The organism is Rhodothermus marinus (genome assembly GCF_009936275.1).
Taxonomy (GTDB): Bacteria; Bacteroidota; Rhodothermia; order Rhodothermales; family Rhodothermaceae; genus Rhodothermus; species Rhodothermus marinus_A.
In genome coordinates, this window is sequence record NZ_AP019797.1 from 1,292,935 (window position 1) to 1,307,308 (window position 14,374).

The following is a 14,374-nucleotide window of genomic DNA, read 5'->3' on the forward strand; positions in this document are numbered from 1 at the left end:
GACAGTGAACGCCTGTTCTAATCGGCCCGCCTTACCGATGCGTTTGGGAATTGTCTTCCTGTTGCTGCTCTGGAGCTGCGCCGCATGGGCGCAGGAGCGACCGGCGTATCTGGACCCGACGCTTCCCATCGAAGTGCGCGTCGAGGACCTGCTCGGCCGCATGACGCTCGAAGAAAAAGTCGCCCAGATGCTGAGCATGCGGCAGACGAAGCGGTTGATCGTCGACGAGCAGAACCGTTTCGATCCGAGCCGGGCGCCGGAATGGTTCAAACTGGGCATTGGCCGCATCGAACGGCCGAGCGAGTATTTCCAGACGGCGCGCGAGGCGGCCGCTTTCACCAACGCCATCCAGCGCTGGGTCAGAGAAAACACACGGCTGGGGATCCCGGTGATCTTTCACGAAGAGGCGTTGCACGGTCTACGTGCGGCCGAAGCCACAAGCTATCCGCAGGCGATTGCGCTGGCGAGCACGTGGAATCCGGCGCTGGTGGAGCGGGTCTACGGGCGGATTGCGCGGGAGGTGCGGGCGCGCGGGGTGCATCAGGTGCTGGCGCCGGTGGTGGACGTGGGTCGGGAGCCGCGCTGGGGTCGAATCGAGGAGACCTTTGGGGAGGATCCGTACCTGGTGGCGGAGATGGGGAAGGCGGCCGTGTGGGGGTTGCAGGGCCGTCGGGTTCCGCCGGTGGGACCGGGTCATGTGATTGCGACGCTGAAGCACATGGCGGGTCATGGTCAGCCGGAGAGCGGGATCAACGTGGCGCCGGTGTTTTTCGGGGAGCGTCATTTGCGGGAGGTGTTTTTGTATCCGTTTCGGGAGGCGGTGGAGAAGGCGCATGCGCTGAGTGTGATGGCTTCGTACAACGAGATTGATGGGATACCGTCGCATGTGAACGCGTGGATGTTGCGGGATGTGTTGCGGGGCGAGTGGGGCTTCCGCGGCGTCATCGTCTCCGACTGGCATGGCATTCCTCAGCTGATTACCCGTCATCATGTAGCCGAAAACCTGGAGGAAGCCGCCCGTCTGGCCCTTCAGGCCACCGTGGATGTGGAATTGCCCGACTACGAAGCCTACGCGACGCTGGTCGATCAGGTGCGTCGGGGACTGATTCCGGAGTCGGCGGTTGACGCGGCGGTTCGTCGGTTGTTGTGGGCGAAGTTTGCGGTGGGATTGTTTGACGGGGAGCCATATGTGGACGAGGCGGAGGCTTCGCGGGTGAACGCGTCGGAGGAGGATCGGGCGCTGGCGTTGGAGGCGGCGCGCGAGGCGATCATTTTGTTGAAGAACGACGGGTTGTTGCCGTTGGAGGCGGGTCGGTTGGATCGGGTGGCGGTGATTGGGCCGCATGCGGGGGAGGTGTTGCTGGGGGGATATTCGGGGCGTCCGCGTTACACGGTGAGCATACTGGAGGGGTTGCGTGAGCGGTTGCGTGGGGAGGCGGAGGTGTTGTATGCGGAGGGGGTTCGGATCACGGAAGACTCGGTCTTCACCGACGAACTCCAGCCGCACCTCGGAGGCACGTGGGCTCAGCAGCGCAATGCTGCACATCGCGTTGTGTTCACGCCGCCCGAGGCGAACCGGTCGCGCATCGAAGAGGCGGTCGCGCTGGCCCGCACGAGCGATGTAGTGGTGCTGGTCGTGGGTGGTAATGAGCAGACCGCCCGTGAGGCTTATGCGCCGTATCATCTTGGAGATCGTTTGTCGTTGCGGTTGCCGGGTCAGCAGGAGGAGTTGGTGAAGGCGGTGTCGGCGACGGGTGTGCCGGTGGTGCTGGTGGTGATTGGAGGTCGGCCGTACGTGATCACGGAGTTGGTGGACCGGGTGGGGGCGATCGTGTGGGGCTGGTATCTGGGTCAGGAGACGGGTCGTGCGGTGGCGGAGGTGTTGCTGGGGGATTACAATCCGGCGGGCCGTTTGCCGATCACGATACCGCGTCACGAGGGGCAGCTTCCGGCCTATTACAGTCACAAGCCGAGCAAGGAATTGGACTACGTGGACGGTACGAGTCGGCCGCTTTTCCCGTTCGGGTATGGTTTGTCGTACACGCGTTTTGCGTATCGGAGTGTTCGGTTGGAGCCGGATCGGGTGGGGGGATGTGGAGTGGTTCGGGTGCTGGTGGAGTTGGAGAACGTGGGGGATCGTGCCGGGGATGAGGTGGTGCAGGTGTATGTTCGGGATCGGGTGAGCAGTGTGGCGCGACCGGTGAAGGAGTTGAAGGGATTTCGTCGGGTGCATCTGGGGCCGGGGGAGCGGAAGGTAGTGGAGATTGAGCTGGGGCCGGAGGCGTTTGCGTTTTACGGCCTGGAGATGGAGCGGGTGGTGGAGGCGGGGTGGTTTGATGTGCTGGTGGGGGGTAATTCGGAGGAGTTGATCAGCGTGCCCCTGGAAATCACCGAGGGCTGTAACCTGGGACGATAGTTGTTTCTGCAAACCAACTACGGAAAACGATGAGGCAGGTTCTTGTTTTTCTTGGCGTAATGCTTTTGCTGCATCTGAAAGCTGCAGCGCAGGAGCGACCGGCGTATCTGGACCCGACGCTTCCCATCGAAGTGCGCGTCGAGGACCTGCTCGGCCGCATGACGCTCGAAGAAAAAGTCGCCCAGATGCTGAGCATGTGGCAGACGAAGCGGTTGATCGTCGACGAGCAGAACCGTTTCGATCCGAGCCGGGCGCCGGAATGGTTCAAACTGGGCATTGGCCGCATCGAGCGGCCGAGCGAGTATTTCCAGACGGCGCGCGAGGCGGCCGCCTTCACCAACGCCATCCAGCGCTGGGTCAAAGAAAACACCCGTCTCGGCATTCCCGTGCTTTTCCACGAGGAAGCCCTCCACGGCATTCAGGCCGCCGAGGCGACCAGTTATCCGCAGGCGATTGCGCTGGCGAGCACGTGGAATCCGGCGCTGGTGGAGCGGGTCTACGGGCGGATTGCGCGGGAGGTGCGGGCGCGCGGGGTGCATCAGGTGCTGGCGCCGGTGGTGGACGTGGGTCGGGAGCCGCGCTGGGGTCGAATCGAGGAGACCTTTGGGGAGGATCCGTACCTGGTGGCGGAGATGGGGAAGGCGGCCGTGTGGGGGTTGCAGGGCCGTCGGGTTCCGCCGGTGGGTCCGGGTCACGTGATTGCGACGCTGAAGCACATGGCGGGTCATGGTCAGCCGGAGAGCGGGATCAACGTGGCGCCGGTGTTTTTCGGGGAGCGTCATTTGCGGGAGGTGTTTTTGTATCCGTTTCGGGAGGCTGTGGAGAAGGCGCATGCGCTGAGTGTGATGGCTTCGTACAACGAGATTGACGGGATACCGTCGCATGTGAACGCGTGGATGTTGCGGGATGTGTTGCGGGGCGAGTGGGGCTTCCGCGGCGTCATCGTCTCCGACTGGTTTGCGATTCGTCAGCTCATCACGAAGCATCATGTAGCAGCCGACGAGGCCGAGGCGGCGCGGCGGGCGCTGGCCGCCACGGTGGACATCGAACTCCCGGACTACGATGTGTACCCGGTATTGCTGGAGCAGGTGAAGAAGGGGTTGATTCCGGAGTCGGCGGTTGACGAGGCGGTTCGTCGGTTATTATGGGCGAAGTTTGCAGTGGGATTGTTTGACGGGGAGCCGTATGTGGACGAGGCGGAGGCTTCGCGGGTGAACGCGTCGGAGGAGGATCGGGCGCTGGCGTTGGAGGCGGCGCGCGAGGCGATCATTTTGTTGAAGAACGACGGGTTGTTGCCGTTGGAGGCGGGTCGGTTGGATCGGGTGGCGGTGATTGGGCCGCATGCGGGGGAGGTGTTGCTGGGGGGATATTCGGGGCGTCCGCGTTACACGGTGAGCATACTGGAGGGATTGCGTGAGCGGTTGCGTGGGGAGGCGGAGGTGTTGTATGCGGAGGGAGTTCGGATCACGGAAGACTCGGTCTTCACCGACGAACCCCAGCCGCATCTGGGAGGCGAGCGCGCCTATCCGCGCTGGGTGGCCGACACGGTGGTCTGGACCGATCCGGAATCCAACCGCCGACGCATTGAGGAGGCGGTCGCGCTGGCCCGTCGGAGTGATGTGGCGATTCTGGTGGTTGGCGGCAACGAGCAGACTTCGCGCGAGGCCTGGGCGGTGAACCATCTTGGAGATCGTTTGTCGTTGCGGTTGCCGGGTCAGCAGGAGGAGTTGGTGAAGGCGGTGTCGGCGACGGGGGTTCCGGTGGTGCTGGTGGTGATTGGCGGGCAGCCGTACGTGATCACGGAGTTGGTGGACCGGGTGGGAGCGATCGTGTGGGGCTGGTATCTGGGTCAGGAGACGGGTCGTGCGGTGGCGGAGGTGTTGCTGGGGGATTACAATCCGGCGGGCCGTTTGCCGATCACGATACCGCGTCACGAGGGGCAGCTTCCGGCCTATTACAGTCACAAGCCGAGCAAGGAATTGGACTACGTGGACGGTACGAGTCGGCCGCTTTTCCCGTTCGGGTATGGTTTGTCGTACACGCGTTTTGCGTATCGGAGCGTTCGGTTGGAGCCGGATCGGGTGGGGGGATGTGGAGTGGTTCGGGTGCTGGTGGAGTTGGAGAACGTGGGGGATCGTGCCGGGGATGAGGTGGTGCAGGTGTATGTTCGGGATCGGGTGAGCAGTGTGGCGCGACCGGTGAAGGAGCTGAAGGGATTTCGTCGGGTGCATCTGGGGCCGGGGGAGCGGAAGGTAGTGGAGATTGAGCTGGGGCCGGAGGCGTTTGCGTTTTACGGCTTGGAGATGGAGCGGGTAGTGGAGGCGGGATGGTTTGATGTGCTGGTGGGGGGTAATTCGGAGGAGTTGATCAGCGTGCCCCTGGAAATCACCGAAGACTGCAATCTGGGGCCCTGAGGTCCGGCTGCGCGGCCCCGGTAGCAGGGTCGGTTTCCCGTCCGGGAGGCCGACCCTGTTTTTTTACGCGCGCTGCAAGTTCTGGCATGAACTTGTGGGCGAAGCCGTCGTTTGCCGGCGCGGTCTGAACACGGCGTGCTTCGATGGAGGCCTGGTTCGCATCGCCCTGGGGTGCCCTGTTGATCTTCGGATTGCGGATCGTCGACGTATCGATGTCGATGATTCGCATGATTCTGGCCGTACGCGGCTATCGGGGCCGGGCGGCGGTGATCGGTTTCTTTGAGGTGCTCGTCTGGCTGATGGCCGTCGGCCAGGCGCTGCAGCATCTGCATTCCATCTGGCACGTGCTGGGGTACGCGGCCGGATTTGCAACGGGCAACTACGTGGGCGTGTGGCTGGAGGAGCGGTTTGCCATCGGGCTACGGGTGGTGCGGGCTATTTTCCGGAATGGTACGGAGCGTCGCGGGGCGCTGGCAGCCCAGCTGCTGCGTGAGCGTGGCTTTGGCGTGACGGAAGTGCAGGGGCGCGGCCGCGAAGATGTGGTCGAGATCCTGGATCTGATCGTCGAGCGACGGCACGTGCCGGAAGTGGTGCAGCTGCTTCGCCAGGTGGACCCGAACGTATTCATCAGTATCGAGGAAGTACGCGCCATTCAGGGAGGCTATGTGCGGCCGGGTGGCCGCAAACTTCCCTTCCTGACGCGGCTACAGACGTTGCCTTCCCGCTCGCGGATGCTGCTGGGCTGGCTGGTTCGGCGCCGCTGAGGCCGTCAGGCCTGCTGAAGCGGCTGCAGGAGCAGCAGGATGCCGTCCTGCTCGGCCAGCAGGTTGCGGGCGCGCACCTGGAACCACCGCCAGTGGCCACGTCCGGTGCGGAGCCGGAGCAGCCAGGAGGCCTGTTGCTTGCGCTGGCGGGTCATGGCGGCCAGATCGTGCCAGACCTGCTGCAGGTTGCGGCTGTGCACGTGCGTGAAAAAGCAGGGGTCGAGCGGTTGCCGGTCCGGGTATTCGAGCAGCATACGGGCGGCCGGAGTTATGTGCTGGATGTCGCCGTCCGCGTTGAGCAGCAGCATGGGAAGCCGGGGATCCAGTGTTTCTTGCTGCTGAAAGCGCTTCCGAATCGAGGAAGCCGATTTTGGTTTTATGGTCTCCATGGGCATAGATGCGTCCCTCCTTACCAAACCATGCGCAGGGTTACGCAGTTAGAACGTACGACAAAGTCGGCGCCGACGCAAGCGCTTCCGGCTACGAACCGTGTGAAAAACATTCGGTCCAACAGGTATCTCCATGCGTATTGTCTCGCTTTTACCCGCTGCCACCGAATGGGTTTGTGCGTTCGGGGCAGGCGCGTCGCTGGTCGGACGCTCCCATGAATGCGACTTTCCGCCGGAAATTCTGGATCGGCCGGTGCTGACCCGCCCGCGGGTCGATGCCCGGGGCACCTCGGCCGAAATCGACCGCCAGGTCCGCACCGTATGGGAGCAGGGGCTGAGCCTCTATGAAATCGACTGGGAGCGACTTCGTGCGCTCCAACCGGATCTGATTCTGACGCAGGCACAGTGTCCGGTATGCGCTGTGTCGGTTTCGGAACTGGAAGCCGGGCTGGCCGACTGGCCGGCGCCCCGGCCGCAGGTGCTCGCCATGGCGCCCCAGACGCTCAAGCAGGTGCTGGATGCCGCGCTGGAGATCGGCCGCCACATCGGCCGCCTGCACGAGGCCATGAGCTACCTGGCCCGGGCCGAGAAGCGCCTGCGCCACCTTCGGGACTTTCTCGGCCTGCGTCGCCGTAGCGATCCGTCCGCGTTCCCGCGGGTGGCCTGCATCGAATGGATTGAGCCACTGATCGTGGCAGGCCACTGGATGCCCGACGTGGTGGAGATGGCCGGCGGACAGGCCGTGCTGGCCGAGCCAGGCCAGCCTTCCCGCACGATCACCTGGGCCGAACTGCAGGCGGCCGATCCCGACGTGCTGCTGCTTATGCCCTGTGGCTTTACCGTGGCCCAGACTGCACGCGAACTGCCGGAGCTCGTGCAGCGACCGGAATGGCAGGCGCTGCGGGCCGTGCAGGAAGGACGGGTCTTCGTGCTGGACGGCCACGCCTACTTCAACCGTCCGGGACCCCGCCTGTACCGCTCCATCGAACTGGTGGCGGTCTGCCTGCACCCGGACCGGCTTTCGCCGGAGTTGCTCGACGTGCAACCCTGGGAGTTGCAGACGCTGGAGACCGCACTGGCCTGATCAGCTGCGACGCCGAAGCGTCTGGCGCAGCAGTTGTTCCAGTTCCAGCATGGCCTGCGCGCCTTCCAGCAGCTCGCGCAGCTCGATCAGTTCGGCGCGGGTGCAGGCGTAGCGCACGTCGGCCGCCTCCAGCCGTCCCGTCAGCGACAGCGCGCACAGGCTCCCGGGCTCCCAGGCGTCGAGGGGGACCGAGCGCACGCGTTCGCAGAGCGCCTGGAAGCACTCGGGCGAAAGTTGCAGCAGCAATCGTCCGAGGGCCACTTCGAAGCGGCCGCAGCAGGCGCAGCGCAGCACGTAGCCGTGCTCGGTGCAGAACAGGTACGGACGTTCGGCCGAGGCTGCATGCATGGCTTTCGGTGGTTTCAGTGGGTGGGACGCAGCGCCGTGCTTGTCTCTTTCAGCCAGCCGGCCTGACGGCTCAGCCGCTCCCACTGGCGCTCGATCCAGGCGGTGATGGCCGGATGCGGCAAGAGGCCGGTTCCGTCGGCCCGGTAGGTCAGCCCGTCCAGCACCTTCCGGTAGGGACCGAAGCCGTAGACCCGGAACGGAATGACCAGCACGGTGCGGCCGGCCTGCGTTTCGGCCTCAACAAAAGCCCGGATGCGTCGCTCGGCGTCGGTGCGAAGCGCCGGCCAGTCTTCCCGCAGCGTCTCGACGCGTACGGCGTGAAAGCCCAGCCCGCGGATGAGCTGCGCGTGGCGCTCCATGGCCACGATCCAGCGGGCGTTGAGCACATCGTCTTCCGTGCCATGTGCCAGCAGCAGCACAGATTCCCGGTTGGGATTCTGGCTGAGTGCCAGCGCCCGATCGGCCAGGATCGGACCGATTTCGGGCGCTTCCATCAGGCCCGCCTCGCTCAGCACCAGTTCCAGGTTGTGCCGTAGCGGAGGTGGTGGGCCTTCCGAGTGGTGCCCGTCAGGGCTACCGTGGCGATGCAGCAGAAAGCGCGCGGGCGGGTCCGGACGCAATCCCAGCAGGTATTCGGTCTGGTGCTTGAACGAAGCGCCGTCCATGAACAGCCGGACCACCACGGCCCGGCGGGCACCCAGTGCCTGCAGCGTGTCGAGTGCCTGCTGGAGCGTGTGCGGATCGGCCATCCCGAACGCGACGGCCGTTGGCCGTCCGGCCCGCAGCGGCGCCACCGCTTCGAGCACGGCCTGGTTCCACGCCGGGGGGCCACCGTGCGCCATCACGAGCAGGCCCGGCTTCGTGCTGTCGGGCGTAGAGATCAGTGTGCTCCAGATCAAAAGCAGTGTCAGCATGGCTTTGCCCTCCGGTCAGGTTATTGCAGACGACGGGAGCCGTCGGGTTGAAAGACGTACTCGAACGTGTAGTAGCGCGAAGGATTGGCTTCGGGATCGATGGCACCGGGATCGGGAGCGCCTTTGTAGTAGCTCAGGATCCGCACCTTGGCATAGCGACCGTCGGCCGTACGCACGACGATCGTGCGGCCGGGAATCGGAGTGACGATGTGTGTGGTGGGATCGTAGTTGTACCAGCCGTTGCCGGAGCCGGGGCAGATGGCGCGCTTGACGCCATTGGGGCATTCGTCCACGCCGTCCACCCGGAACTGATCGTCGGTCGGCGCTTCCGTCACCTCGTCGAAAGGCACCTCCAGCACGACCGCGCCGCCCTGTCCCGGACCGCTCGTGCCGCCGTTGATCAAAATGTTCGTGCCCTGGAAGGCCAGGTCCCAGGCCGTCGAAGCCGAGTCGCTTCGGTCCGGCTCGTCGTAGCGTAGCACGATCTCGCCGGTGCGCAGGCTGAAGAACGTGTAGCGTCCGGTGCCGACCGGCCGTCCGGTCTGAGGATCCGGTGTGGTGGGATCGGCTGGCAGGTCTTCGACCCGCACGGCCTCGACCGGCGTGGTTTCATCCAGCGGTTCGCTGCTGTCGCAGGCAGCCAGCAGCAGGACCAGCGTCAGGCTCAGCAGCAGGAAGGTTCGTGTGGGCATGGTTCGCTTCGGGTTTGAGGTTACACATGAACGGTGAGCATCACAAACCAGCGGCGACCGGGCTGGAAGGGCATCAGCGCCGGACGCCGTAGATCGAACAGGTTGAAAGCACCGCCCTGAAGCTCCAGGTGACGGCCCAGCCGACGTCCGACGGTCAGGTGCCAGAGGCTGTAGCCGGGCACGTACTCGTCGGCGCGGTTGGGCACACCGTTGCCGTCCACGTCGCGGTAGCCGTAGCGGCTGCGCCACACGCCGCGAAGCGCCACGGTCAGTCCGAGCGAAGTGGGTTGCCAGCGTAACTGGACCGTGCCGCTGTGGCGCGAGCGCCCGAAAAGTCCGCCGTAGTCGCTGCGCTGCAGGCGATAATCGCGGCCCGACGCCGTGCGCCCGTACAGCCGTCCCGCGTCGATGGCCTCGAGCACGTCGCGATCGGCCGTCTCCAGGTACTGATAGCTGAGGCTGAGCGTGAGCGCCGACACGGGCTGCGCCGTCAGCGTGGCTTCCAGACCCCGGGTGTAGATGCGGTCCAGGTTGAAGTAGGAATAGACGAACGCCTGGTTGGTCTTCTGGGCGACGGGTTGCGTATCGATCAGATCGCGCACTTCGTTGTGAAACAGGTTGAGCGACAGCGCCAGCGCCTCGTCGAACCACGTCGCCTCGCCCCCGAGGTTGAAGGCGACGGAGCTTTCGGGTCGCAGCGTGGTGACGCGATCCGGATCGATCAGCAGCCGCGCGATCTGGCCTTCGGCCTGCAGCCGCGCCAGTTCTTCCCGGAAGCGGGTGACGCCAAACACGCTGTAGCCGGCCGCCGCGTTCGTAAAAACCAGGTAGCGCTGGCGAAAGTCGGGCGCTTTGAAGCCGCTGCCGATCGACGCGCGCAGCCGGTAGGCCCCGGCGGGACGAATCAGTACGGCCAGGCGTGGACTGAGCCGACTGGCGTAGTCGCTGTGGGCGTCGAAGCGAAAGCCCGTGACCATTTCGATCCAGCGGCGGGGTGTCCATTCGTGCTGGGCGAAAAGAAAGCCGCTCCGGGCCGAGACGCGTCCGGCGTAGCGGTCGCCTTCCAGTGCTTCTTCGATAGCGCCTCCGCCGAGCGTCAGGAGCTGGCGATCGGTCAGAAGCTGCTGCAGTCGCAGCTCGAGCTTGCGGTAGGCCTGGGAAAATCGATCCGCGTAGTACAGCGCGCCGTCTTGCCGACGGGTCATGCGCGTGCGCGTTTCGTAGCCGGTCAGGTAGAGCGACGCGTCGAGCCGCAGACGACGGGTGAGCTGCTGTTGCAGGCGGGGATGCAGGCTCCAGTCCGTCTGGCGATAGGTTTCGTCGTGGGGGATGCCGTCCAGCGCAAAGGCGCTCCGGCGCTGTTGCTGGTGGCGTCGGAAGGCCAGCGAGAGGAGCGAACGGCGGGGCAGGTCCCAGGTCAGGTAAGCGTCGGCCGTGTAGTCGCGTAGCGCAGGAGCAGTAGGACCAAAAACTTCCGGGGCCAGATCGTAGCCTTCGGTGCGGTAGTGGTCAAGCAGCAGGGTGGCGCCCAGGCGGTTGCGTCGCAGTTCGCTGGTAGCGCCGAGCTGGTAAGTCCCGAACCTTTCCATACGGGCGTGCAGGGTAGTGGCCATCGGTGCTTCGGGACGATGCCGGATCAAGTTAACCACCCCAGCCAGTGCTTCACTGCCGTAAAGCGACGACGTGGGACCACGTACGATTTCGATGCGGTCCAGGCCCTGTACAGTGAAACGCTTTAGGTCCAGCGTACCTGCTGTGCGGCCAATGACCGGCTCTCCATCGAGTAACAGCAACGTGTAATCGGGCTCAAAGCCCTGGATCATGAGACCAGTGCCATGATCTTCGAAGAGCAATAGGCCGGGTTGTTCGGCCAGCACATCCGATAGGCGAGCAGCACCACTCCGACGAATGGCTTCGGCCGGGACGAGTTGCACGGGGACCGGGACATCGCTCACGGCCCGCATGGAACGCGTAGCGGTGATGACGACAGGCGGCAGCGGCACCGCCCGGGTTGTATCGATAGCAACCTGTGGGAGCAGTAGCAACAACAGGAGTTTCATAAGAGACAACTTATTTGGATTTGGTCTAAATAATAAAACTGGGTAAATGAATGTAAAAGTGGGGATATGTGAAGCTATGGTAAAAAAGGGGTAAGCGCCGGCTGGCTGTTGTTTGGGCTCCGATGCTTTTCCCAGACCGCCTCGCATCTGCCCTGCTGGAAGTCCAGCCCTGGGAGCTGCAGCCGTTGGAAGCAGCGCAGGCCTGATGGATTCCGGATAGGGCAGGTAGGGACAGCCGAGCGCCCGGACGCTTTTCTTCAGAGTGGTGCAGCTGGAAAAAGTGCAAGGCTGCCCTTAACTTAAGCGGACAGCTCTTTAGTTGAAGGAAGTCACGTAACCGAACCCGAACCCGAAAGTCATGGCCCTTGATATCTCCACGCTCGAAACCTGGCTCTGGGATGCCGCCTGTGCCATTCGCGGCCCCGTAGATGCCCCGAAGTTCAAGGATTACATCCTTCCGCTGGTTTTCCTCAAGCGCCTTTCCGACGTGTTTGAGGATGAGATGGACCGTCTGGCCGAGGAGTACGGCAGCCGAGAGGTAGCACAACGTATCGTTGAGGAGGAACGGGAGCAAGGCATCATCGCCCGTGGTGGCGGCTCGGTGCGCTTCTACATTCCCGAAAACGCCCGCTGGAAAGCCATCCGTACCCGTGGCCAGGCCGGCCTGGGCCAGTTCCTCACCGATGCCGTGCGGGCCGTAGCCCGCGAGAACCCGCGTCTGCAGGGCGTTATCGACATCGTCGACTTCAACGCGACAACGGCAGGGCAGCGGATCGTGGCAGATGAGTACCTGGCCCGCCTAGTGGACGTACTCTCTCGCCATCGCCTGGGCTTGCGTGATGTGGAACCCGACATCCTGGGCCGCGCCTACGAGTACCTGCTGCGCAAGTTCTCCGAGGGCCAGGGCCAGAGCGCGGGCGAGTTCTACACCCCGCGCGAGGTGGCCGTGCTCATGGCCCGCATCCTGGAGCCCCAACCGGGCATGACCGTCTACGACCCTTGCTGCGGATCTGGCGGGCTGCTCATCAAGTGTCACCTCCGCCTGCTGGAGACCCATGGAGAGGAACAAAACGGCCACCGCCGGTTGCCTGCCCATCATGCGCCGCTTCAACTCTTTGGCCAGGAAATCAACCCGGCCACCTTCGCCATGGCGCGCATGAATGCGGTGATCCACGACATGGAGGCCGACATTCGCCTGGGCGACACCATGCGCCACCCCGCCTTTCGCGATGAGACCGGCCGCCTCATGGCCTTTGATTTGGTCACCGCCAATCCCATGTGGAACCAGAACTTTCCTACGGATCTGTACGAGAACGACCCCTACGAACGTTTTCACCTGGGCATCCCGCCCGCTTCCAGCGCGGATTGGGGCTGGCTGCAACACATGCTGGCCTCGCTGAAAGAGGAGGGCCGTATGGCGGTGGTGTTGGACACGGGTGCGGTGAGCCGGGGCAGCGGCAACCAGGGCTCCAACCGCGAGCGGGACATTCGCAAGGCTTTCGTGGAACGCGATCTGATCGAGGCGGTGATCTTGTTGCCGGAGAACCTTTTCTACAACACCACCGCGCCGGGCATCATTCTCGTGGTCAACCGCCAGAAGCGCCACCCCGGCGAGATCCTGCTCATCAACGCGAGCAAACGGTTTGCTAAGGGCCGCCCCAAGAACTACCTGACCGACGAACACATCGAGACCATCGCCCGGCTGTACCACGAATGGAAAGCGGAGGAGGGCGTATCCGCGATCATCACCAACGAGGAGGCGGCCCGCAACGACTATAACCTGAGCCCCAGCCGCTACGTGGCCCAAAACGGCGCCTAGGAGACCCTGCCGCTGGAAGAGGCCATGGTGCTGCTGCGCGAAGCGGAAGAAGAGCGCACCGAGATGGAGCACCGCCTACAAGAGGTGCTGGGAGTTTTGGGGCTTCAAGGCAAGGGGACATAGCGCATGGAGAAGCTTGAGGCTACGGAAGGCCAAACCCTGGAGTTCAAAAGGCAATGGACCGATCGGGCTCTGGAGGATCTGGCGGCCTTCGCCAACACGGAAGGCGGTAGGCTCCTCCTCGGCGTCCGAGACGATGGGGAAGTTGTGGGCACGCGAGCGGATGACCGAGAACTCCAGCGCATCGCCAACCTCATCGCCGCCCATCTGGGCATCACGCCGTCGGTTCGCGTGATTGAGATGCAGGGCCTGCCGGTGGTGGAAATTCGGGTAGATCCGGCCCCGGGGTTGGTGCCCTACAAGGGGCGGTATCTCCGCCGCGTGGGCACCACAAACCGCGATTTCTCGCCCGAGGAACTGGCCCGCCACATTCTCACGCGTTCCGGGAGGAGTTGGGATGGGCTGCCCAGCGATTGGTCGCTGGAGGAGGTGGATCCGGAAGCCCTGAAGGCCTTTGCCCGCCTGGCTCGAGAGAGGCTTCCCCATCTCGATCCCTCCGATCCCGAAGGGACGCTGCGCAACCTCAACCTCGTAGAGGGGAAGCGGCTGAAGAACGCGGGGGTGCTGCTCTTTGGCAAGCGGCCCCAGCGCCTCTTTCCCCAGGCGCAGGTGCGCGTCGGCATCTTCCGGGGAGATGAGATCCTGGATAGCCACGATTTCACGGGCACCTTGTGGGAGCAGTTAGACGGGGTGATGGCGCGCTTTCGCCAGGTGCTCAAGGTGCGTTTCGCCATCCGGGTGGAAGAGCCGTCTTTAGCGGGGCTACAGCGTGAAGAGACATGGGAATATCCGCTGGAGGCCCTGCGGGAGGCGGTGGTGAACGCCCTCATCCACCGGGATTACACCTATCCGGCGGACATCCAGATCCGTTTGGAGGAAGATCGCTTGGAGGTTTGGAGTCCGGGGGAGTTGCCGTCGCCGCTTACGCCTGAGCAGCTCTATCAACCCCACTCGTCGGTGCTTCGTAATCCCCTTCTCGCCCAGGCCTTCTACTTTGCCGGCGTCATCGAACGCTGGGGCACGGGCACCACGCGCATCGTCCGCCTCTGCCGGGAGCAAGGGCTTCCGGAGCCCGAGTTTGCGAACTGGCAGGGTGGCTTTCGGGTGACCTTCCTGAAGGACCCTTACACCCCGGAGCGGCTACGCAAGTTGGGCCTGAACGAGCGGCAGATCAGGGCAGTGCTGTATGTGAAGGAGCATGGGGAGATCTCGAATCGTGACTACAGAAGTCTGACAGGTGTGTCGGACGAAACTGCCCGCCAAGACCTCCTGGCGCTGGTCAAACGGAAGGTGTTGCGGGTTAAAGGAAAAGGGAGGGCAACGAGGTATGTGCTGGGGAGTTTTGGCGATTAAT

10 protein-coding genes and 1 pseudogene are annotated in these 14,374 nt (G+C 64.0%); 6 read left to right on the plus strand and 5 right to left on the minus strand.

The window, feature by feature from the left end:
- Nucleotides 1-37: 37 nt before the first annotated feature.
- The 3 genes from GYH26_RS05655 (at nucleotide 38) to GYH26_RS05665 (ending at nucleotide 5,594) form a co-directional block, all read left to right on the plus strand.
- Nucleotides 38-2,416, plus strand: a complete 2,379-nt coding sequence (locus GYH26_RS05655; protein WP_161540825.1) for a glycoside hydrolase family 3 N-terminal domain-containing protein — start codon at nucleotides 38-40, stop codon at nucleotides 2,414-2,416.
- Nucleotides 2,417-2,445: 29 nt separating this feature from the next.
- Nucleotides 2,446-4,830 carry a glycoside hydrolase family 3 N-terminal domain-containing protein gene (locus tag GYH26_RS05660; protein ID WP_161540826.1) on the plus strand — a complete coding sequence of 795 codons (2,385 nt, stop codon included), beginning with the start codon at nucleotides 2,446-2,448 and terminating at the stop codon, nucleotides 4,828-4,830.
- Nucleotides 4,831-4,973: 143 nt separating this feature from the next.
- The gene (locus tag GYH26_RS05665; protein ID WP_161540827.1) at nucleotides 4,974-5,594 is read left to right on the plus strand and encodes a DUF2179 domain-containing protein; all 621 of its coding nucleotides are present in this window, start codon (nucleotides 4,974-4,976) and stop codon (nucleotides 5,592-5,594) included.
- 5 nt (nucleotides 5,595-5,599) lie between these two features.
- On the opposite strand, the gene GYH26_RS05670 is transcribed toward GYH26_RS05665, so the two are convergent.
- Nucleotides 5,600-5,983 carry a PAS domain-containing protein gene (locus tag GYH26_RS05670; RefSeq protein WP_242006610.1) on the minus strand — a complete coding sequence of 128 codons (384 nt, stop codon included), beginning with the start codon at nucleotides 5,981-5,983 and terminating at the stop codon, nucleotides 5,600-5,602.
- A 133-nt stretch (nucleotides 5,984-6,116) separates the two neighbouring features.
- On the opposite strand from GYH26_RS05670, the gene GYH26_RS05675 reads away from it, so the two are divergent.
- On the plus strand, nucleotides 6,117-7,067 hold the full coding sequence (locus GYH26_RS05675) for a cobalamin-binding protein (protein ID WP_161540829.1): 951 nt from the start codon (nucleotides 6,117-6,119) through the stop codon (nucleotides 7,065-7,067).
- Here the strand turns inward: GYH26_RS05675 and GYH26_RS05680 are convergent, their stop codons facing one another.
- From GYH26_RS05680 to GYH26_RS05695, 4 genes are read right to left on the minus strand one after another with little or no spacing between them, the layout of a single operon-like run.
- Nucleotides 7,068-7,415 (minus strand): hypothetical protein, encoded by a 348-nt coding sequence (locus GYH26_RS05680; protein ID WP_161540830.1) that lies wholly within the window; start codon nucleotides 7,413-7,415, stop codon nucleotides 7,068-7,070. It abuts the gene before it with no gap.
- A gap of 14 nt (nucleotides 7,416-7,429) precedes the next feature.
- A complete protein-coding gene (locus GYH26_RS05685; RefSeq protein ID WP_161540831.1) occupies nucleotides 7,430-8,329 on the minus strand; it encodes a sirohydrochlorin chelatase in 900 nt (299 codons plus the stop codon).
- Between the two features lie 20 nt (nucleotides 8,330-8,349).
- On the minus strand, nucleotides 8,350-9,021 hold the full coding sequence (locus GYH26_RS05690) for an HmuY family protein (RefSeq protein ID WP_161540832.1): 672 nt from the start codon (nucleotides 9,019-9,021) through the stop codon (nucleotides 8,350-8,352).
- 20 nt (nucleotides 9,022-9,041) lie between these two features.
- The gene (locus GYH26_RS05695) at nucleotides 9,042-11,081 is read right to left on the minus strand and encodes a TonB-dependent receptor plug domain-containing protein (RefSeq protein ID WP_161540833.1); all 2,040 of its coding nucleotides are present in this window, start codon (nucleotides 11,079-11,081) and stop codon (nucleotides 9,042-9,044) included.
- A gap of 358 nt (nucleotides 11,082-11,439) precedes the next feature.
- Here GYH26_RS05695 and GYH26_RS05700 point away from each other — a divergent pair.
- Nucleotides 11,440-13,023: pseudogene (locus tag GYH26_RS05700) on the plus strand (N-6 DNA methylase).
- 3 nt (nucleotides 13,024-13,026) lie between these two features.
- A complete protein-coding gene (locus GYH26_RS05705; protein WP_161540834.1) occupies nucleotides 13,027-14,373 on the plus strand; it encodes an AlbA family DNA-binding domain-containing protein in 1,347 nt (448 codons plus the stop codon).
- Nucleotide 14,374 lies beyond the last annotated feature (1 nt).

Coding starts and splice junctions, on each gene's coding strand:
- GYH26_RS05655 (WP_161540825.1), top strand. CDS start 38: ATGCGTTTGGGAATTGTCTTCCTGTTGCTGCTCTGGAGCTGCGCCGCA.
- GYH26_RS05660 (WP_161540826.1), top strand. CDS start 2,446: ATGAGGCAGGTTCTTGTTTTTCTTGGCGTAATGCTTTTGCTGCATCTG.
- GYH26_RS05665 (WP_161540827.1), top strand. CDS start 4,974: ATGGAGGCCTGGTTCGCATCGCCCTGGGGTGCCCTGTTGATCTTCGGA.
- GYH26_RS05670 (WP_242006610.1), bottom strand. CDS start 5,983: ATGGAGACCATAAAACCAAAATCGGCTTCCTCGATTCGGAAGCGCTTT.
- GYH26_RS05675 (WP_161540829.1), top strand. CDS start 6,117: ATGCGTATTGTCTCGCTTTTACCCGCTGCCACCGAATGGGTTTGTGCG.
- GYH26_RS05680 (WP_161540830.1), bottom strand. CDS start 7,415: ATGCATGCAGCCTCGGCCGAACGTCCGTACCTGTTCTGCACCGAGCAC.
- GYH26_RS05685 (WP_161540831.1), bottom strand. CDS start 8,329: ATGCTGACACTGCTTTTGATCTGGAGCACACTGATCTCTACGCCCGAC.
- GYH26_RS05690 (WP_161540832.1), bottom strand. CDS start 9,021: ATGCCCACACGAACCTTCCTGCTGCTGAGCCTGACGCTGGTCCTGCTG.
- GYH26_RS05695 (WP_161540833.1), bottom strand. CDS start 11,081: ATGAAACTCCTGTTGTTGCTACTGCTCCCACAGGTTGCTATCGATACA.
- GYH26_RS05705 (WP_161540834.1), top strand. CDS start 13,027: ATGGAGAAGCTTGAGGCTACGGAAGGCCAAACCCTGGAGTTCAAAAGG.